Here is an 18,662-nt window from a genome sequence, read left to right as displayed (position 1 = left end):
CATGATTAATTGGCATGTGCGGCGATTATTTCACGTCACTGGTTACACTGCGGATATTTTGCTGCCGGGCGCATCGTGGCAAGCTATACGGCCTTGTATAGACACCTCACCATGCCAGCTGCCCGTCATAAAATCATCATTGCCAGTATTGCCGTCGCCGCAGTGATCGTTGCGCTATTGTCGGCATTCCTCTGGTTTGAAGCACGTTACCTGCGTGCATTCAGCGAGCGCACCGCTATTTTCACGGGTGCAGATATTCGTTTGCCCCCTGATATCGCAGGACCCGGACCGATTCGACTGGTGCATTTCTGGGACCCCGCATGCCCCTGCAATGTCGGCAATCAACAGCATTTAGCCGAGTTAGTCGAACACTTCTCCGCGCAAGGCGTTGAGTTTTACGCGGTGCAAAAACCGGGAAGCAGCGGCCAGTTGCCCGACACACTCAGCGCATTGAAGCCCTTGCAGCAACTGCCTGGCGGCGAAAAATTGCCTGCAAGCCCGGCAGTGGCAATTTGGGATCGAGCGGGCAATCTCGCCTACTTTGGCCCATACAGCTCGGGGCTGACCTGCAATTCAAGCAACAGCTTTATTGAGCCGATCCTTAATGCGCTGGCTGAAGGGCGCTCGGTCAACGCCAGCAATAATATGGCGGTGGGCTGTTTCTGCGACTGGAACACGAGCGATAAGTAGCCAAGGGCTCAACGCAGTTCCTTATGTTTTGGGGTGCAGCCCTGCCAACGCCTGAACGCCCGATAAAATGGCGACAGCTCAGCAAAGCCGCAGGCCCGGGCAACATCGCGCGTGGCCATGCCTTGTTCCAGCAGCCCCAGCGCACGCAGCCTGCGAACCTCATCGTGGAGCTGGCGAAAACTACTGCCTTGCGCTGCCAGCTCCCGCTGCAGTAGCGCTGGCTTTAGATTCAACGCCGCCGCGCAAGCCTGCAAACCGCACAGTTGCTGCCCGAGATTTGCGTCCAGCCAGTTGCGCACGCGATCGAGCAGCAGGTTCTCGCTCAACTCGGCCAACTCAATCGTTGCCTGCTTGCTCAGCAATTCAAACAATCGCGCATTAGCGCTGCGCGAAGGCCGGGCAAGCAATGCCTGGGGAAAGATCAAAGCATCGTGACGCTGACCGAACTGCGGTGTGATACCAAACAGACGCCGATGCTCACTGATGCGGCGCGGCGCCGAATGACGAAACTCAATGCCACTCAGGCTGAATTCATCGTCTGTCACACTGCTCAACTGCTTGCGCCAAAGCAGTGCCAAGCACTCAATTTGCTGGCGCAGCGAGCCAACGCCCCGGTAATTAAGGTCGATCACCAGCCGCACGCTGTCGCGCTGTTCCTCAAGCCGCGCAGCAAATCCGCCGGAGAGAATGTGCTGGAAGCGCACAAAGCTTTCCAGCGCTTGACGTAAATCGCGACTGGCCAATAGCAAGTAACCCACCACGTCCATCGGTCGCGGCTTCATCACCTCGCCCAGGTGCAGGCCGATATCCACATCCCCGGTTAATTGCTCCAGCGCCTGCCAAAAGCGCGGCGCATGGTCATGCTCCTGACGGCCAGCAAGCAATGGCGGCGGCAGGCGCGCCCCCTCATAAGCACGTCGAAAAGTATCGGTCGGGTCAAAGCCCAGGCTGCTCAACCCCTCGTATAACAGACGGCGCATGGTGGCTGAGTGAGTCAGGCTGATGGTGGCTGACAGCGGCTGTTCGACGGTCATGTGCGCCTTGTGGATAAATCGCGATAAATTGACCAAATAATTTCAGCAATGTTGTATTTGGTCAATGCCGTATAACGGCCCAGTCCGCACAATAGAGGCATAAGACGCGGTTAGAACCGCAAGACAATAATAAGGATGATTGAATGAAGCGCTCCCTCACTGCACTTGCCGTCATTGTTGCCCTAGCCGCTGCTGGCGGCGGTTGGTATTACACCAGCAAGCAACCCCAGCGAGAGGGAGAAGTCGCCCTGCAACAGCTGCAAGCCCCCGTCAGCGTGCGCTACGACGAGCGCGGCGTGCCCCATATCAAGGCTGAAAACGAAGCAGATATGTACCGTGCCTTGGGCTATGTGCATGCCCAGGATCGACTGTTCCAAATGGAACTGATGCGCCGCCTGGCGCGTGGTGAGCTGGCAGAGGTTTTGGGCAGCAAGCTGGTTGAAACCGATCGTTTGTTCCGCACCCTGGAAATCCGTCAGCACGCCGATGAATACGTGCAGAAGATGGATAAAAGCAGCGCATCATACAAAGCGCTACAGGCCTATCTCGACGGTATAAACCAGTATCAGGACAACAATCCGGCCCCTGTTGAGTTTGACCTGCTGGGCATTAACAAGCGTCCATTCACCGTGGCCGACACCATCAGCGTTGCCGGTTACATGGCTTACAGCTTCGCTGCCGCGTTTCGCACAGAACCTGTGTTGAGCTACGTGCGCGACCGACTCGGCGCCGACTATCTCAAGGTGTTTGACCTGGCCTGGCATCCGCAAGGCGTGATGCAGCAACCGCTGGTCAGCAACGACTGGCAAGATCTCAACAGCATCGCCCGCCTGAGCAATGACGCGCTCGCCGAAGCGGGTTTGCCGCAGTTTGAAGGCAGCAATGCCTGGGCGGTATCGGGCAGCCGCACAGCCAGCGGCAAACCACTGCTGGCGGGCGACCCACATATCCGTTTCTCGGTGCCTGCAGTCTGGTACGAAGCGCAGTTGAGCTATCCTGGGTTCGACTTGTACGGCCATCACCAGGCGCTCAATCCGGTTGCATCCCTGGGCCACAACAAGGACTTCGCCTGGAGCATCACCATGTTCCAGAACGATGACCTGGACCTGATTGCCGAAAAGGTGAATCCCGACAACCCCAATCAGGTGTGGTATCACGGCCAATGGACAGACCTGCAAAGCCGCACCGAGACCATTGCTGTCAAGGATGCCGAGCCGGTCACCCTGACCCTGCGACGCTCACCCCATGGCCCGATCATCAACGACGCCTTGGGCGAGTCCGTCGGCAAGACACCCATCGCCATGTGGTGGGCGTTTCTAGAAACCGACAACCCGATTCTCGAAGGTTTTTATCAGCTCAACCGTGCCGACACCCTTGAGAAAGCACGCACAGCGTCAGAGAAAATCGAGTCGCCTGGCCTTAACGTAATCTGGGCCAACGCCAAGGGTGATATCGGCTGGTGGGCTGCGGCCAAACTGCCGCGCCGTCCTGCCGGGGTCAACCCGAGTTTTATCCTCGATGGCGCGACGGAGGAAGCGGACAAACTCGGCTATTACCCATTCAGCGATAACCCGCAGGAAGAAAACCCACAGCGCGGTTATATCGTCTCGGCCAACTTCCAAACGGTTTCGCCAACCGGCATAGAAATCCCCGGTTATTACAACTTGCCCGACCGCGGCCAGCGCTTGAATCAGCGCTTGGCTGACAACTCGGTGAAGTGGGATTTGAACAACAGCCAGGCCCTGCAACTTGATCCGGGGACTGGCTACGCGCCACGCTTGCTGGCGCCAATCATCGACGATTTGCGCAAGGCCGCAACTGATAAGCAAGAGCAAGCATGGGTTGAGCAACTGGTTGCCTGGAACGGCGACCATACACTCGACGCAACCGCGCCGACCCTGTTTAACCAGCTTGTATATGAATTAACCAAACAAGCCATGGGCGATGAGTTGCAAGGGCCGTTTTTCGAGAACCTGCTCACCACGCGGGTGCTGGATGTCGCACTGCCGCGCCTGACGGCAGATGCTAACTCGCCATGGTGGGATAACCGCAGTACCGAAATCGTCGAAAACCGCGCACAAACGGTCAAGGCTGCCTGGCAAGCGAGCATTACCCACCTCAAGCAAACCTTGGGTGATAACCCGGAAAACTGGCAATGGGGCACGGCCCACACCCTCACGCACAATCATCCGCTGGGCCAGAAAAAACCCTTGGATCGCCTGTTCAATGTCGGCCCGTTCGCAGCGCCAGGCGGCCATGAAACGCCAAACAACCTGTCCCACCGCGTCGGACCTGCGCCATGGTCGGTGGTTTACGGCCCATCAACCCGGCGCCTGGTCGACATGGCCGATGCCAGCACAGCGCTCGGGATCAACCCGGTCGGCCAGAGTGGCACGCCATTCGACACACACTACAGCGACCAGGCCGAACGCTATATGCAAGGCGTTTACCTGCCCATGCACCTGAGCGACAGCGATGTCGCCGCACACACCAGCAGCACCCTGACCTTCAAGCCTGCGCGCTGATCAAACTGGCGCGCCGTCATAGGCGCGCCAGGCTTGGTATAGTGGTTGTCTTTAACAAAGCATTGAGGTTCTGATGACTTGGACAATCTACTTATCCGGCGAGATTCATACCGACTGGCGTGAGCGCATCATCAATGGTGCCGCCCAGGCCCAGCTCGACATCAAGTTCACATCGGCCAACACCGATCACGAAAGCAGCGACGCCGCCGGTGACGTGCTTGGCGCTGAAGCAGAAAGTTTCTGGCGCGATCACAAATCATCCAAGGTCAACGCGATTCGCACCAAGACACTGCTTGAACAGTGCGACGTGGCGATCATCCGCTTTGGCGATAAATACAAACAATGGAATGCCGCCTTTGATGCAGGCTTCTGCGCCGCACTGGGCAAGCCCTATATCACCCTGCACGCGGACGACATCATTCACCCACTCAAGGAAGTCGACGCTGCCGCAATGGCCTGGGCGCAAACACCCGAACAAGTGGTTGAGCTACTGACCTACGTCACGCAAAAGTAATTACGCCACAGGAACACTGGCCAGCCGTCTGGAACTGGCGGCGGCCAGCGCAGGTTGTTATTGGCCGCTGACCGCCAATATCACTGACGCAAGGCACCAGCACAGCACCCAAAACCGAAGATAAAGACTCAAACACACAGCTAATAACCGTCAAGACTTAATCGCCTTATTAAACAAGCACACCCGCTTATATTCACCCCAACTAAACAAGTAACTTGCACTTACCTCTTTAGTTTTACTTAACTCACCCCAAACAAAACTCAATAGTCAGACCGCGTTAAGTTATGGCCAACTTGTTTATGCCTTGAGTTTATTCAAACTCACATAAAACAGGATCACAGCCATGACAACACTTTTGCATATTGACGCCAGCGTTCGCTCTGGACGCTCCCTGAGCCGTAAACTCTCGCAGGCATTTGTCGATGCCTGGGTTGAACACGATGACAATGCACAGGTTATTGTGCGTGACATTGGCCGCAACCCGCCGCCGTTTATAACCGAGGACTGGATTGCAGCGGTATTTACCCCCGCAGAGCATATGACTGATGCAAAACGCGAGGCGCTGCGTATCTCTGATGAGTTGATCGAGGAACTAGACCGCGCTGATGTCATTGTCATTGGTACGCCAATGTACAACTACGGCATGCCAGCTCAACTCAAATCCTGGTTCGACAACGTGATTCGTATCGGCAAGACCTTCAGCTTTGACCTGGGGCGCGGTGATTACCCGCTGGAACCTATTATGACCGGCAAGAAACTGGTCATTTTGTCGTCCCGTGGAGAGTTCGGCTTTGGCCCAGGCGGCATTCGCGAATCCATGAACCATCTGGACACTCACATCCAGACCTGCGCGCACTATTTGGGCGTGAATCAAACCCACACCATTTCCATCGACTATCAGGAGTTTGGTGATACTCGACATCAAGCCTCCATCACCGAGGCTTTCAACACTGTCCCGAGCTTGGTGAAGCAACTGGTTGATGAGAAAAAGCCTCAGCTTTCGCCAGCCTGAGTGCCTGTGTCGTTGCCCGGCATTCCTGCCTCATCCAGGACGCCTTCCCTGAATGAGGCGGCTTCACCCAGCAGCCAGTCTTTGAACAACGCAAGACTGTTGTGCGAGGCATAAGCTGCGCCCTCGACCAGATGGTAAGAAAAACCTGGCAGGCTTGGCCCTTCCAGCCGACATATCTGCCCGCTGCGTAACCCATCCTCAATCAGCACTTTGCTGCACAGCAATGGGCCCAATCCTTGCTCAACAGCGTGCAGCGCCAGGGTTTCCTCGCTGTACCAAGAAGTGCGCAATTCAAGGGAGCTATCGTGATCAACCTGAGCAAGCCAAGCAGCCCACGACGGAACTGACAGCGCCTGATTCTTCCACTTGAACGCCAACAGTGGGCGATTATAAAAATCGTCAATCCGCGCCTGTCGACCGGCAGGACAGATGCTTTTGTGCGCCACGGCAATGTAGCTGTCCGCAAACAGCACCGTCCCCCGAGCATCGGCATCGACCGGACCATAGCGAATCGCTAGGTCCGCCGCAGCGCTGCGCATATCGACAACCTTTTCCGATGCATGAATCGACACCACAAGGTTGGGATAAATCGCGTTGAACCTGGCCAGGCGCGGCATCAGCCAGCGCTCGGCAAATGCGCGAGTGGTAGACACCTCAATGGTGTCCTTCGCCTTTGGCGCGGCGAGCAGGGCAAAGGCCTGGGCGATCTGATCAAAACCATCACGCAACAACGGATAGATCGTCTTGCCAGCAGCTGTAAGGCTGACCGAACGGCCTCTTTCCAACAGCTTTTGCCCCAAGCCATCTTCAAGCTGGCGAACTTGATGGCTAACCGCCGCAACCGTGACAGAAAGTTCGTCGGCCGCAGCAGAAAAACTCTGGTGACGCGCCACAGCCTCGAATGCACGTACGGAGTTCAATGGAGGTATTTTGCGCATCGATTTTTCCTGGCAACTGACTGTTTAGAATGACCTACAAAGGTAATTTCTGCCCAGCGCTAAACCGCTCCACGCTAACCTCGCCTGATTGCTCTGTGTAGATGTAGGCATAGGCGTTCGGGAGACTGGTAAGCACTTGAGCGACGCCATCTTGCCAATAGATTGCCGCACCATTATCGCAAGCAATCGCCCTTTCACCTGAGGTGCGCACTAACTCTAGCAAAGGGGCATGGCGCTGCTCTTTATCCAGATGTGGACAAAATACACCAGGCAGAAAACCCAAGGCGTCCAGCCGTTTGAGCTTCCAGTTCGAGTCTGCCGTGAAACGATCCGAGTCGCTTAGCCCGGCTTCATACCAGCAAATTGCACCAGCGCTTAATCCTGAAAGAACGGTGCCGCGCTCTCCAGCCTGGCGCAAAGCCTCAACAATGCGAAAGTCTCGCCATATGGCAAGCATTCTCTGGGTGTTACCGCCGCCGACGTACACCAAGTCGCAATCCAGAATCTTCTGTACGGCTTGTTGATGAGAAAAGCCTGGGCCTGTGGCCAGCAAGAAATCGACTTCGCAGCCCAGGCGGTCACCATAGATACGCTGGAAAGTCTTGCAATAGCCATCGGCATCGCCACTTGCCGTGGGAATAAACAGCGCTTTTGGATTGGACTTGCCTGTCTGGCTGCAAATAAACGCATCCAAATCCAGCGTTTCCAACTCAGAAATTTCACCACCACCAATGGTTATAACCTTCACGCTGGATGTCCTTGATTCAACAATGATAATCGGGGCTGGCGCCAGTGTAGCGTCCAGCAACATCAGTTGTATGGGGTCGTTCAAGCCACGAACTATTTTCCACCTGAGCTATTCGCAGGCTTATCGACCATCCCAGGTGTCGATGCGCGTTGCTTAACCTGAGCCTTTCCCCCTGCAAGCAGTGGCTTAGAAGCCTATAGCCACGAGGCAAAGCAGCTTTTAGATAAGCAACAACGACAAAAAACATAATTTCGCTAATCCGCCCCGGTGGACAGAATGCAGCTGTAGGCAGTTCGGCGCCGTCAGTAAGGGCCGCGTCTTGACCTGAATCAGTCCCGCCTTCCACATGGGCTCAGATATGACAGTTGAACACATTCAAATCGATACGCTTGTCGTTGGCGCTGGCCAAGCAGGCGTGGCCATGAGCGAACACCTGAGCAAGCTTGGGGTGGAGCACCTTGTTTTGGAGCGCAACCGTATCGCCGAGGCCTGGCGAACAGGGCGCTGGGATTCACTGGTGGCTAACGGCCCGGCATGGCATGACCGTTTTCCAAACCTTGAGTTTGATCTCGACCCCGATGCCTTTGCACCGAAGGAACAGGTGGCGGATTACTTCGTCGAGTACGCCAAAACCTTCAACGCGCCGATCCGCACGGGCGTGGAAGTCAAGCAAGTGGTGCGCAATAACGGCCGCCCCGGCTTCACCATCGAAACCTCTGAAGGCGTCATCGAAGCCAATCGCGTGGTTGCCGCAACAGGCCCTTTCCAGCGTCCGGTAATCCCGCCAATTGCGCCTAAAGATAGCAACATCCACCAGTTGCACTCGGCAGACTATCGTAATCCGCAACAATTGCCTGAAGGCGCGGTGCTGGTAGTTGGTGCGGGCTCCTCCGGGGTGCAAATCGCCGATGAGCTGATGCGTTCTGGCAAACAGGTTTACCTCTCGGTGGGTGCCCACGATCGTCCGCCCCGCAGCTATCGCAACCGTGATTTTTGCTGGTGGCTGGGCGTGCTTGGCCAGTGGGATGCAGAAGCCGCGCAACCGGGCAAAGAGCACGTAACCATTGCAGTAAGCGGCGCGCGTGGCGGCCAGACCATTGATTTTCGCAACCTGGCCAACCAAGGCATGACCCTGGTTGGCCTGACCAAAGCCTTCAATAATGGTGTTGTAACCTTTCAACCAGACCTTGCCGAGAACCTGGCGCGCGGCGATGAAAACTATCTGGCCCTGCTTGACGCTGCCGATGCCTATATCGAACGCAATCAGCTCGACCTGCCGCAAGAGCCCGAGGCACGCAAGAAATACCCGGACCCGGCATGCGTCACCCAGCCGATTCTTGAGCTGGACCTGGCTGCGGCAGGCATTAGCTCGATCATCTGGGCGACTGGTTATGCAGTTGATTTCAGCTGGCTAAAGGTTGATGCCTTCGATGCCCAAGGCAAGCCCCGGCATCAACGCGGTGTCTCCAGCGAACCGGGCATCTACTTCCTTGGCCTGCCTTGGCTGTCACGTCGCGGTTCGACCTTTATCTGGGGCGTTTGGCACGACGCCAAACATATTGCTGATCACATCGTCACGCAGCACAAATACCGCGACTACCGTGATGCCGCGCAGCGTCAAGCTGAAGGCGACTCACACGCGCAATCCTTTCGTATCATGGGAGTCAGCTGATGCCGACACACACTCGCATCCGCATGTTCAACACCAAAGACACCTACCCCAACCAGTCATTGGATAACGACCTCTGCCAGGCTGTGCGGGCGGGCAACACCGTTTATGTACGCGGTCAGGTTGGCACCGATTTTGACGGTAACCTGGTGGGTATGGGCGATCCGCGGGCACAGGCGGAGCAGGCCATGAAAAACGTCAAGCAACTGCTTGAAGAGGCGGGCAGCGACATGAGCCACATCGTCAAGACCACTACTTACCTGACCGATCCGCGCTTTCGTGAGCCGGTGTATCAGGAAGTCGGTAAATGGCTCAAGGGCGTATTCCCGATCTCAACCGGACTGGTGGTTTCGGCACTTGGCCAGCCGCAGTGGTTGATGGAAATTGACGTAATTGCGGTAATCCCTGAGGAGCAAGCATGACCTTTTCAATTGTCGGCCGTTGCCCAGAAACCGGCCAGTTGGGCATTGCCATCAGCTCATCCAGCATCGCGGTCGGCGCACGTTGCCCCTGGCTGAGAAGCTCGGTTGGCGCGGTTTCCACCCAAAATATCACTTTGCCTGCACTTGGCCCGGAAATCCTTGACCTGCTCGAAGGAGGCGAATCTGCCGCCAGCGCGCTGGACAAGGCGCTTTCACGCCACGGCTACAGCCAGTATCGCCAAGTCACAGTGATCGACATGGACGGTGAAACCGCACACTTCACCGGCAGCAAGGCACTGGGGATCAACCATGCTCTGGCGGGTGAAGGTTGCGTAGCGGCAGGCAATCTTTTAAGTAACCAGGCGGTGATCGAAGCCATGGTTCGCGCCTTCGAAGACAGCGCGGGCGAAGCCCTTGCCGATCGCCTGTTAAGTGCGATGAGTGCGGCAATGAGTGCCGGTGGCGAAGCAGGACCGGTGCATTCGGCTGCATTGTCGGTGGTAAGCGACCTGCTCTGGCCAATTGTTGATCTGCGAGTAGACTGGTCAGAGCAAGACCCTATTGCAGACTTGAATAAGCTCTGGCAAGCCTATCGCCCACAGATGCAGGACTATGTGATCCGCGCACTCGACCCGACCAAAGCCCCGACCTACGGCGTACCCGGCGACGAGTAACGCCAGCTTCGGGAGAGATTAGCCATGCAAAGCAGCCGTCAATTACTGGCCCGGTTGATTGAGTTCAATACTGTTAGCCGTGAGTCAAACCTGGCGCTGATCGACTTTATCAGCACCTACCTCAAAGGCTTCGATATCCCATGCCAGCTGTTCTTCAATGCCGAAGGCAGCAAGGCTAATCTGTTCGCCACAATTGGCCCGGATATCGCGGGCGGCGTGGTGCTTTCAGGGCACACCGACGTGGTGCCGGTCGAGGGTCAGGCCTGGACCTTGCCGCCCTTCTCCATGACCGAACGCGACGGCCACTTATTTGGTCGCGGCACTGCTGACATGAAGGGGTTTATTGCCTGCGTACTGGCCGCAGTGCCGCAGTTTCTGGCCGCACCACTGAAGCAACCCGTGCATTTTGCGTTTTCTTACGACGAAGAGGTTGGCTGTTTGGGCCTACGCTCCCTGCTGGCTGATTTGCAACAACGACCGCATAAACCCAGCGTTTGCATCATCGGTGAACCCACCCTGATGAAACCGGTGCTGGGGCATAAAGGCAAATTGGCCATGCGCTGCAATATTCAGGGCGCGGCGTGTCACTCGGCCTACGCGCCGCAAGGCGTCAACGCCATCGAATATGCAGCAAAGCTGATTGGCAAGCTCGGTGAAATCGGCCAGCACTTACGCGCGCCGCAGTTGCACGACCCACGTTTCGATCCACCATTCTCCACCGTGCAAACCGGTATGATCAGCGGTGGGCGAGCCTTGAACATCGTCCCTGCCGAGTGCCAGTTTGATTTCGAAGTCCGCGCCCTGCCATCCGACGACCCGCAAACAGTCGCAGACCAAATGCAGCAGTTCGCCAAGGATGAGTTACTGCCGGAAATGCAGGCCGTGGATAAGCAAACGTCCATCGAGTTCAGCCAACTTTCCGCCTATCCGGGCCTGGCAACCGACGCCAAAAGTCCTGCCGCACAGTTGATTGCCCTGCTCAGCCAATGCGATGACTTCAGCACGGTAGCCTTCGGCACCGAAGGCGGCTTGTTTGATAAAGCCGGAATTGCCACCGTGGTCTGCGGCCCCGGCAGTATCGAGCAAGCGCACAAGCCAGACGAGTTCATCAGCATTGCACAGCTTGAACAGTGCGACGCCATGCTCAGTCGTTTGGCACAGTGGTTAAAAGCAGCGTAGGGCGGATAGCGCTTTTTTATCCGCCATTAACAGCCACGGACATCTGTCATGGTGGCTTGAGTTGTAGAACTTCAGCGTGTACCTAGTGGTGGGCAAGCTGCGCGTTGACCACCCTACAACGACAATTCCCGTAGGGCGGATAGCGCTTTTCTATCCGCCACTTGTCACAGTCGGTGGCGCGAGATGCGCCTTGCAGTAATCGACAAACAACTGCGCCGGTTTGGTTAGCTGCGCCCGTTTCAGCCAGGCGGCGACCAAGCCTGAGCCGGTGACCGTTTCACTGATATCAACCATCACCACTTTCTGGCCGTCGTAGGTGCATTCCGAACGCGGCCGGGTGACCAATATCGAGAAGCCAAAGCCCTGGCCAACCATGCCACGCACCATTTCGATCGAAGGCGAGCTAAAGCCAATGTTCGGGCTCAGGCCAAGCTCCTCGAACAGGCTGACGAAATAGGTACGGCTGGGCTGCACATCCAGCAGAATCATTGGTTCCAGCACCAAGTCACGCAGGGAAACCTGTGCCTGCTGGGCAAAGCGGTGGTTTTCAGGGAGCAACGCATAAGGCGGCTGCGGCGGCATCAGCGGCTCAACTTCGATGGTGCCATCGAGGTCGTGCTGATACAGAATCGCCAAGTCAAAGCGACCGCCCGTCAGGCCTTGCACCAAATCCTGCTGCTCACCATCAAAGATACGGATTTCCACGCCTGGATAAAGCGTGCGAAAGCCCGCAATCAAACCCGGCAAATACAAGGGCGCGACGGTTTCAAAGCAACCGATATCAATCTGTCCGCAGACCACGTCGTTGTCGGCCAACGCGTTCTGCTCGAACTCGTGTGACATGCGCAGTAGCTCTTGCGCCTTGCGATAAAAGCGCGCGCCGCTCGGTGTCAGCGATACGCCCTGGGCGTGATGACGAATAAATAGCTGCACGCCAAAGCTTTCTTCCAAGCCCTTGATCGCGGTTGAAATCGAGGGTTGCGCGATGTAGAGCTTGCGCGATGCCTCGGCCACGCTGCCACACTCGACGGTGGTTACGAAATACTTCAATTGACGCAGGGTATAAGCCGCCACGATAAACCTCGTCTGGCCATCCGGTCGAACCAGGATGGGGCAATGCAGTGTTTAATTACTTAAGATTCAAGCATCGGCCTGTGCAAGCAATTTACACGCCCTGCCTGGCTGAAACGCAAATAACTCACTGCTTTTATTGATTATATTGACCGTTCAAGCCAGCCACACGCTGGCCGGGCGTATAACCGCAAGGCTAAAAACACCGTCCGTCAACCTTACTGCACAATCGCCATGCATGGCGCTCCTTATTGGTGCTGGCTTAACCAGCTTTTTCATATACCCCGAAGACATATTTAATAATTTTCCTCGACGCGCGCATCAGCCACCATCGTCCCACTGCAATCAATAACGCCTATTAAGTCTGGGCGGTGAGCGAGGGTTAATCCGGTGTTTGAACTCAGTGACTGGCAACAACGTGCGCAGCAGCAACGTTTTATCACCACCGCGCTGATTGCAGGCCAACCGGTCACCCCTGCATCCGGCGCAACCTTCAGCGCCATCAACCCTGCGACCCAACAAGTGCTTGCCGAGGTGAGTGCCTGCGGTGAAGCCGAGATTGACCTGGCCGTTCGTGCTGCGCGCGAAGCATTCGAAACTGGCCCCTGGGCGCGCATGGCGCCGGCCGAACGCAAGGCCGTGCTGCAAAAGCTTGCTGCACTGATGCTGGAAAATCGCGAAGAACTGGCACTGCTCGACTCCCTGAACATGGGCAAGCCGGTCATGGATGCCTGGAATATCGATGTACCGGGCGCGGCCAATGTATTTTCCTGGTACGCCGAAAGTATCGACAAGCTCTACGACCAAGTCGCGCCCACCGCCGCCAACACACTGGCGACCATCACCCGCGAGCCGCTCGGTGTCATCGGTGCCGTGGTGCCCTGGAACTTCCCGCTGGACATGGCCGCGTGGAAACTAGCACCCGCCCTGGCGGCCGGTAACAGCGTGGTGCTCAAGCCCGCAGAACAATCGCCCTTCTCGGCCCTGCGCCTAGCTGAACTGGCGCTTGAGGCGGGGCTTCCCGCTGGCGTACTCAATGTGGTGCCGGGCTTGGGTGAAACCGCAGGCAAAGCCCTGGGCTTACACCCGGATGTCGACAGCCTGGTGTTCACCGGCTCAACCGAGGTGGGCAAGTATTTTATGCAATACGCTGCGCAGTCCAATCTCAAGCAGGTGTGGCTGGAGTGTGGCGGCAAGAGCGCCAACCTGGTATTTGCTGATTGCCAAGACCTGGAACTGGCCGCTGAAAAGGCTGCCTTTGGCATCTTCTTCAACCAGGGCGAGGTCTGCTCGGCCAACTCGCGACTACTGGTCGAGCGCTCGATTCATGATCAGTTTGTTGAGCTGCTTATCGCTAAAGCCCGCGCCTGGCTGCCGGGAGATCCGCTTAACCCGGCAAGCGCTGCCGGGGCCATCGTCGACTCACGCCAGACCCAGCGCATTCTCGATTACATCGCACAAGCCCGTGAGCAAGGCACGCAAGTCGTCTGTGGCGCCAATCAACTTGAGTTCAACGGCTCGGCCAACTTTATCGAGCCGACTATTTTGTGCAACGTCAGCAGTGACATGCAGATCGCCCGCGAAGAGGTGTTTGGCCCCGTGCTGGCGGTAATCGCCTTCGACACCGAAGAACAAGCCATCAAGCTCGCCAATGACAGTATCTATGGCCTCGCCGCATCGGTGTGGAGCGATGATCTAAACCGCGCCCACCGAGTCGCCAAGCGGCTCAAGGCAGGCACTGTTTCAGTCAATACCGTGGATGCGCTGGATGTCACCGTACCCTTTGGTGGCGGCAAGCAATCCGGCTTTGGCCGTGACTTGTCGCTACATGCATTCGATAAATTTACCCAACTAAAAACAACTTGGTTTCAGCTGCGCTAAGAAGCCGCTGAAAAAGGTAGCGCAGTAATTTTTCAGAGGTTTCTAAGAGGAGTTTTGCAATGACTGCCCCCTTCACCCCCAAACGCACAACCGAGGATTATCAGGCACTGGATGCGGCTCACCACATTCATGCATTCCTCGACCAGAAGGCGCTGAACGCAGAGGGCGCGCGCGTCATGGTCAGAGGCCAGGGCCTGAACCTGTGGGACAACGACGACAAACGCTACCTCGATGGGATGTCTGGCTTGTGGTGCACCAACCTGGGTTACGGCCGCAAAGACCTCACTGCGGCGGCGACCCAGCAGCTTGAGCAGCTGCCTTACTACAATATGTTTTTCCACACCACGCACCCAGCGGTAATCGAGCTTTCCGAGCTGTTGTTCAGCCTGTTGCCCGCTCATTACAGCCACGCGATCTACACCAACTCAGGCTCCGAGGCCAACGAGGTGTTGATCCGTACCGTGCGTCGCTATTGGCAGATTCTCGGCAAGCCGCAGAAGAAGATCATGATCGGCCGCTGGAACGGCTATCACGGCTCGACCCTGGCCAGCACCGCATTGGGCGGCATGGGTTTTATGCATGAAATGGGTGGCATGCTGCCTGACTTCGCCCACATTGGTGAGCCTTACTGGTACGCCGAAGGCGGCGACCTGAGCCCAGCCGAGTTCGGCTTGAAGGCTGCCCGTGAACTGGAAACCAAGATCCTCGAACTCGGCGCTGAAAACGTCGCGGCTTTCGTTGCCGAACCTTTCCAGGGCGCTGGCGGCATGATCTTCCCGCCTGAGTCCTACTGGCCAGAAATCCAGCGCATCTGCCGCAAATACGACGTGCTGCTTTGCGCCGATGAAGTGATTGGCGGTTTCGGCCGCACCGGCGAGTGGTTTGCCCATCAATATTTTGGTTTTGAGCCAGACACCCTGAGCATCGCCAAGGGCCTGACCTCGGGCTATATCCCGATGGGTGGCTTGGTGCTGAGCAAACGCATGGCTGAAGTGCTAGTCGAGCAAGGCGGCGTTTTCGCCCATGGCCTGACCTACTCCGGACACCCGGTTGCCGCAGCCGTGGCCATTGCCAACCTCAAGGCGCTGCGCGATGAGCAGATTGTCAGCCAAGTCAAAAACGACACAGGCCCTTATCTGCAAAAGGCCTTGCGTGAGGTGTTTGCCGACCACCCTCTCATCGGTGAAATTCAAGGTACGGGCTTAGTTGCTGCGCTGCAGTTTTGTGAAGACAAAGCCACGCGCAAACGCTTTGCCAACGAAGGCGATATCACCTGGCAATGCCGTACATTCGGATTTGAGGAGGGCGTCATTATTCGCTCGACCCTTGGCCGCATGATCATGGCGCCAGCACTGGTTGCCGATCACGCAACCCTGGATGAACTGGTCGAGAAAACCCGCCGCGCAGTGGATCGAACTGCACAGCAACTGGGTTTGCTTTAACGCTTTAAAAGCCCCGTAGAGGGTCAGGAAACACTCCAGCGCCAGCCTCAATGGCTGGCGCAACGGACGCTTATCGGTCAAATGACCAGCCCTGCCACTAAACCAACAACAAGCCGACAGGCTGTGGGAGTGCTCCATGAACAAGTCCTTGCGCAATTGTTTGACCCCAACGTTGCTCTGCGCTGCATTGGCAGCCGGAGCCACAACCGCTCAAGCCGGCACCTTGTCGATTGGGCACACCACCTGGGTCGGCTACGGCACCCTGTATCTGGCCCGCGACCTTGGCTACTTCAAAGAACAAGGCCTGGATGTTGAGCTGACCACCATCGAGGAGGCGGCCATGTACATGGCGGCGCAAGCTTCTGGGCAATTGTCGGGCTCCGCTTCGACCATCGATGAAGTGCTCAAATACCGCTCCAAGGATTTCTGCTTCAAGGCTGTTGCGGCACTCGATGAAAGCGCTGGCGGTGATGGCGTGCTCGTCGGTAATGATGTGTCCAGCCTGAGTGATTTGAAGGGCAAGTCAGTTGCGGTCAATGAAGGCTCGGTTTCACAGTTCTGGCTGTCATACCTGCTCAAGCAAAAAGGTATGAAAATGGCTGATCTGGATATCCAGAACATGACCGCTGACGACGCCGCCACCGCCTTTATTGCCGGGCGTATTCCCGCAGCCGTGACTTGGGAGCCGCATCTTTCTATGGTTCGCGCCAAGAACCAGGGCAAGGTCTTGATCGACAGCAGCCAGACGCCGGGCGTGATCGTCGATGTGGTTGCGTTGAGCTGTGATGTCATCGACAAGCAACCTGACGACGTCAAGGCGCTGGTCAGCGGCCTGTACAAAGCGGTTGAGTACACCAAAGAACACCCTGCTGAAGCCTACAAGATCATGGCCAAAGGGGTTGGCGGTTATCTTTCCGATCCCAAGGAACTCGCTGAAGCCGCTAAAGGCGTGCGTTTCTACGACCAGGCCATGAGTGAAAAGCTGCTCGGTACAGCTGAAGCAAAAGGTGACATCGCCGGCATCATAACCTTGGCCAATGAAACCTGGAGCGAACTGCAGGGCAAGCCGTACAACGTCAGCTATGACGACTTGGTCGATACCCGCTTCGTCAAGCCATAGCCTCTTTGCCCGCCCTTTGTTACGGCAAAGGCGGGCCTTCTGACACTTGCGTATTGCTCCGGAGACGCCGCATGGCAACTCAAAAATCCACCTTGCAAAGATGCCTGACGCCAAAAGTCGAGCTTCCCGCAACCCTGACCCTGAGCGCCAGCATCGCCTGCTGGACTCTGGTCTTTGGCTTGTGGGCAGCACTCTCGTATGGCGGCGTGGTGCCAACCATGTTTTTACCGACCCCCGGCGCGGTAATGGACGCCGCGATGCGCCTAAGCGCCGATGGCACATTGAGCAAACATGTGCTGGCCAGCGTTGAAGTGGTGGTCATAGGTTTCGTTGTTTCCTCATTGGTCGCTGTACCGCTGGGGCTGCTGATGGGCAGCTTTCGCATTGTTCAGGCACTGCTCGAGCCTTTGGTGAACTTCATCCGGTACTTGCCGGTAACCTCATTCGTACCGCTGTTTATTTTGTGGATCAGGATCGGCCTGGAACAGCGCGTGACGGTCATCATCTTTGGGGTGTTCTTTCAACAGTTGGTGATGATCGCCGACGTGTCAAAAGGCATTTCCAAGGACTTGATCAATGCCAGCTACACCCTCGGTTCCAGCCGCCGCGATGTGGTCATGCATGTGCTTGGGCCAGCCTCGTTGCCGGGGATTCTCGATACCCTGCGCGTAACCATGGGTTGGGCCTGGACCTACCTGGTGGTTGCAGAGCTGGTGGCGGCCTCTAGCGGCTTGGGCTACATGAGCTTGAAGGCCATGCGTGGCTTTCAGGTCGATGTGATTTTTCTGGCGATCGCGATAATCGGCCTGCTTGGCCTGATGACCGATCAACTGTTCCGACTCTTACGCTTAAAGGTGGCTTCATGGGCGCAGTAGCTGCAGTGCGACGCGACATTCAGGCACCAATAACAGAACCCAACAATTCAATTGCCAGGCTGCGGGTGGATAACGTCAGCCTACGTTACGACACACCGTCAGGCGGCGTTTTTACGGCACTGGATTCAGTCTCATTGGAAGTTCCGGACCAGCAGTTTGCAGTGATTGTCGGCCCGTCGGGATGTGGCAAATCCAGCCTACTGTATCTGACTGCAGGGCTTGCTGAACCCAGCGATGGCGAAATATACGTGGGCGGTCAGCGTGTTGACGGCCCTGGCGCAGACCGCGGCATGGTGTTTCAAAGCTATACGCTGTTCCCCTGGCTGACTGTACGCCAGAACATCGAGTTCGGCCTCAAGCGCAAAGGCATGCCTGGCGCCGAGCGCAAAGAGGTGGTGGATTTCTATCTCAACGAGGTTGGCCTGACGCCCTTTGCTGATAACTATCCCAAGCAACTCTCGGGCGGCATGATGCAGCGCGTGGCAATTGCGCGGGCACTGGCCAATGACCCGCAAATACTGTTGATGGATGAACCCTTCGGCGCGCTCGACAGCCAGACCCGCATGCAAATGCAAAAGCTGCTGTTGCGCATCTGGGAACACAGCAAGAAGACAGTGGTGTTTGTCACGCACGACATTGACGAAGCCATTCTGCTCGGTGACCGGGTGTATGTGATGGGCGCGCGGCCTGGCCGGATCAAGCAAACGCTGGATGTACCCATGCAGCGCCCGCGTGACCTCGACATGGTAATGGATCAGCAGTTCATCGGCATGAAACGCCAGATCCTCGGCCTGCTACACGACGAACTCGAAGAAGCTCACTGATCGCCACTGCATCCATCGCATGGATGCAGTGATCTTTTGCTGTG

General features: G+C 56.7%; 16 protein-coding genes and 1 pseudogene. 13 read left to right on the top strand and 4 right to left on the bottom strand.

Annotated features, from left to right (window positions below; translation table 11 throughout):
- Positions 1–111 precede the first annotated feature (111 nt).
- A complete protein-coding gene (locus tag AACY26_RS15015; protein WP_339515405.1) occupies positions 112–690 on the top strand; it encodes a DUF6436 domain-containing protein in 579 nt (192 codons plus the stop codon).
- An 8-nt stretch (positions 691–698) separates the two neighbouring features.
- Here AACY26_RS15015 and AACY26_RS15010 read toward each other — a convergent pair whose 3' ends face one another.
- Complete coding sequence (locus AACY26_RS15010) at positions 699–1,724, bottom strand: AraC family transcriptional regulator (RefSeq protein WP_339515403.1); 1,026 nt, start codon at positions 1,722–1,724, stop codon at positions 699–701.
- Between the two features lie 143 nt (positions 1,725–1,867).
- Here AACY26_RS15010 and AACY26_RS15005 point away from each other — a divergent pair, with 143 nt between their 5' ends.
- The 3 genes from AACY26_RS15005 (at position 1,868) to AACY26_RS14995 (ending at position 5,775) form a co-directional block, all read left to right on the top strand.
- A complete protein-coding gene (locus AACY26_RS15005) occupies positions 1,868–4,249 on the top strand; it encodes a penicillin acylase family protein (RefSeq protein WP_339515401.1) in 2,382 nt (793 codons plus the stop codon).
- Between the two features lie 73 nt (positions 4,250–4,322).
- Positions 4,323–4,763 carry a YtoQ family protein gene (locus AACY26_RS15000; protein ID WP_339515399.1) on the top strand — a complete coding sequence of 147 codons (441 nt, stop codon included), beginning with the start codon at positions 4,323–4,325 and terminating at the stop codon, positions 4,761–4,763.
- Positions 4,764–5,106: 343 nt separating this feature from the next.
- Positions 5,107–5,775 carry an FMN-dependent NADH-azoreductase gene (locus tag AACY26_RS14995; protein WP_339515398.1) on the top strand — a complete coding sequence of 223 codons (669 nt, stop codon included), beginning with the start codon at positions 5,107–5,109 and terminating at the stop codon, positions 5,773–5,775.
- On the opposite strand, the gene AACY26_RS14990 is transcribed toward AACY26_RS14995, so the two are convergent.
- The gene (locus tag AACY26_RS14990) at positions 5,757–6,713 is read right to left on the bottom strand and encodes a LysR family transcriptional regulator (RefSeq protein ID WP_339515397.1); all 957 of its coding nucleotides are present in this window, start codon (positions 6,711–6,713) and stop codon (positions 5,757–5,759) included. The genes AACY26_RS14995 and AACY26_RS14990 overlap by 19 nt on opposite strands.
- A gap of 34 nt (positions 6,714–6,747) precedes the next feature.
- Positions 6,748–7,461, bottom strand: coding sequence for a Type 1 glutamine amidotransferase-like domain-containing protein (locus tag AACY26_RS14985; RefSeq protein WP_339515396.1), 714 nt, complete (start codon positions 7,459–7,461; stop codon positions 6,748–6,750).
- A gap of 324 nt (positions 7,462–7,785) precedes the next feature.
- On the opposite strand from AACY26_RS14985, the pseudogene AACY26_RS14980 reads away from it, so the two are divergent.
- The 4 genes and pseudogenes from AACY26_RS14980 to argE all read left to right on the top strand — a co-directional run bounded on the left by AACY26_RS14980 (position 7,786) and on the right by argE (position 11,405).
- Positions 7,786–9,133: pseudogene (locus AACY26_RS14980) on the top strand (flavin-containing monooxygenase).
- Positions 9,133–9,552, top strand: a complete 420-nt coding sequence (locus tag AACY26_RS14975; RefSeq protein ID WP_339515394.1) for a RidA family protein — start codon at positions 9,133–9,135, stop codon at positions 9,550–9,552. The pseudogene AACY26_RS14980 and the gene AACY26_RS14975 overlap by 1 nt, the downstream one beginning before the upstream one ends.
- Positions 9,549–10,226, top strand: coding sequence for a DUF1028 domain-containing protein (locus AACY26_RS14970; RefSeq protein WP_339515392.1), 678 nt, complete (start codon positions 9,549–9,551; stop codon positions 10,224–10,226). The genes AACY26_RS14975 and AACY26_RS14970 overlap by 4 nt, the downstream gene beginning before the upstream one ends.
- Positions 10,227–10,250: 24 nt before the next feature.
- Positions 10,251–11,405 (top strand): acetylornithine deacetylase, encoded by a 1,155-nt coding sequence (argE, locus tag AACY26_RS14965; RefSeq protein ID WP_339515390.1) that lies wholly within the window; start codon positions 10,251–10,253, stop codon positions 11,403–11,405.
- Positions 11,406–11,555: 150 nt separating this feature from the next.
- Here argE and AACY26_RS14960 read toward each other — a convergent pair whose 3' ends face one another.
- Entirely contained in the window at positions 11,556–12,479 is a 924-nt protein-coding gene (locus AACY26_RS14960; protein ID WP_339515388.1) for a LysR family transcriptional regulator, read from the bottom strand.
- 387 nt (positions 12,480–12,866) lie between these two features.
- On the opposite strand from AACY26_RS14960, the gene AACY26_RS14955 reads away from it, so the two are divergent.
- From AACY26_RS14955 to AACY26_RS14935, 5 genes are all read left to right on the top strand, one after another.
- A complete protein-coding gene (locus AACY26_RS14955) occupies positions 12,867–14,357 on the top strand; it encodes an aldehyde dehydrogenase (RefSeq protein WP_339515386.1) in 1,491 nt (496 codons plus the stop codon).
- Between the two features lie 59 nt (positions 14,358–14,416).
- Positions 14,417–15,799, top strand: coding sequence for an aspartate aminotransferase family protein (locus AACY26_RS14950; RefSeq protein WP_339515384.1), 1,383 nt, complete (start codon positions 14,417–14,419; stop codon positions 15,797–15,799).
- A 136-nt stretch (positions 15,800–15,935) separates the two neighbouring features.
- Positions 15,936–16,919, top strand: coding sequence for an ABC transporter substrate-binding protein (locus AACY26_RS14945; protein WP_339515382.1), 984 nt, complete (start codon positions 15,936–15,938; stop codon positions 16,917–16,919).
- A gap of 71 nt (positions 16,920–16,990) precedes the next feature.
- Positions 16,991–17,794 carry an ABC transporter permease gene (locus tag AACY26_RS14940; protein WP_339515380.1) on the top strand — a complete coding sequence of 268 codons (804 nt, stop codon included), beginning with the start codon at positions 16,991–16,993 and terminating at the stop codon, positions 17,792–17,794.
- Complete coding sequence (locus tag AACY26_RS14935) at positions 17,782–18,618, top strand: ABC transporter ATP-binding protein (protein ID WP_339515378.1); 837 nt, start codon at positions 17,782–17,784, stop codon at positions 18,616–18,618. The genes AACY26_RS14940 and AACY26_RS14935 overlap by 13 nt, the downstream gene beginning before the upstream one ends.
- The last annotated feature ends 44 nt before the right edge of the window (positions 18,619–18,662 follow it).

Source organism: Pseudomonas sp. RL_15y_Pfl2_60, from assembly GCF_963970595.1.
Classification (GTDB): Bacteria; Pseudomonadota; Gammaproteobacteria; order Pseudomonadales; family Pseudomonadaceae; genus Aquipseudomonas.
The sequence above is the reverse complement of the archived record's forward strand: the minus strand, read 5'-3'. Positions and strand labels throughout refer to the sequence as shown.

What these genes read in the sequence shown, in the direction of transcription:
- AACY26_RS15015 (WP_339515405.1), top strand. Translation starts at nt 112, where the DNA reads ATGCCAGCTGCCCGTCATAAAATCATCATTGCCAGTATTGCCGTCGCC.
- AACY26_RS15010 (WP_339515403.1), bottom strand. Translation starts at nt 1,724, where the DNA reads ATGACCGTCGAACAGCCGCTGTCAGCCACCATCAGCCTGACTCACTCA.
- AACY26_RS15005 (WP_339515401.1), top strand. Translation starts at nt 1,868, where the DNA reads ATGAAGCGCTCCCTCACTGCACTTGCCGTCATTGTTGCCCTAGCCGCT.
- AACY26_RS15000 (WP_339515399.1), top strand. Translation starts at nt 4,323, where the DNA reads ATGACTTGGACAATCTACTTATCCGGCGAGATTCATACCGACTGGCGT.
- AACY26_RS14995 (WP_339515398.1), top strand. Translation starts at nt 5,107, where the DNA reads ATGACAACACTTTTGCATATTGACGCCAGCGTTCGCTCTGGACGCTCC.
- AACY26_RS14990 (WP_339515397.1), bottom strand. Translation starts at nt 6,713, where the DNA reads ATGCGCAAAATACCTCCATTGAACTCCGTACGTGCATTCGAGGCTGTG.
- AACY26_RS14975 (WP_339515394.1), top strand. Translation starts at nt 9,133, where the DNA reads ATGCCGACACACACTCGCATCCGCATGTTCAACACCAAAGACACCTAC.
- AACY26_RS14970 (WP_339515392.1), top strand. Translation starts at nt 9,549, where the DNA reads ATGACCTTTTCAATTGTCGGCCGTTGCCCAGAAACCGGCCAGTTGGGC.
- argE (WP_339515390.1), top strand. Translation starts at nt 10,251, where the DNA reads ATGCAAAGCAGCCGTCAATTACTGGCCCGGTTGATTGAGTTCAATACT.
- AACY26_RS14950 (WP_339515384.1), top strand. Translation starts at nt 14,417, where the DNA reads ATGACTGCCCCCTTCACCCCCAAACGCACAACCGAGGATTATCAGGCA.
- AACY26_RS14945 (WP_339515382.1), top strand. Translation starts at nt 15,936, where the DNA reads ATGAACAAGTCCTTGCGCAATTGTTTGACCCCAACGTTGCTCTGCGCT.
- AACY26_RS14940 (WP_339515380.1), top strand. Translation starts at nt 16,991, where the DNA reads ATGGCAACTCAAAAATCCACCTTGCAAAGATGCCTGACGCCAAAAGTC.
- AACY26_RS14935 (WP_339515378.1), top strand. Translation starts at nt 17,782, where the DNA reads ATGGGCGCAGTAGCTGCAGTGCGACGCGACATTCAGGCACCAATAACA.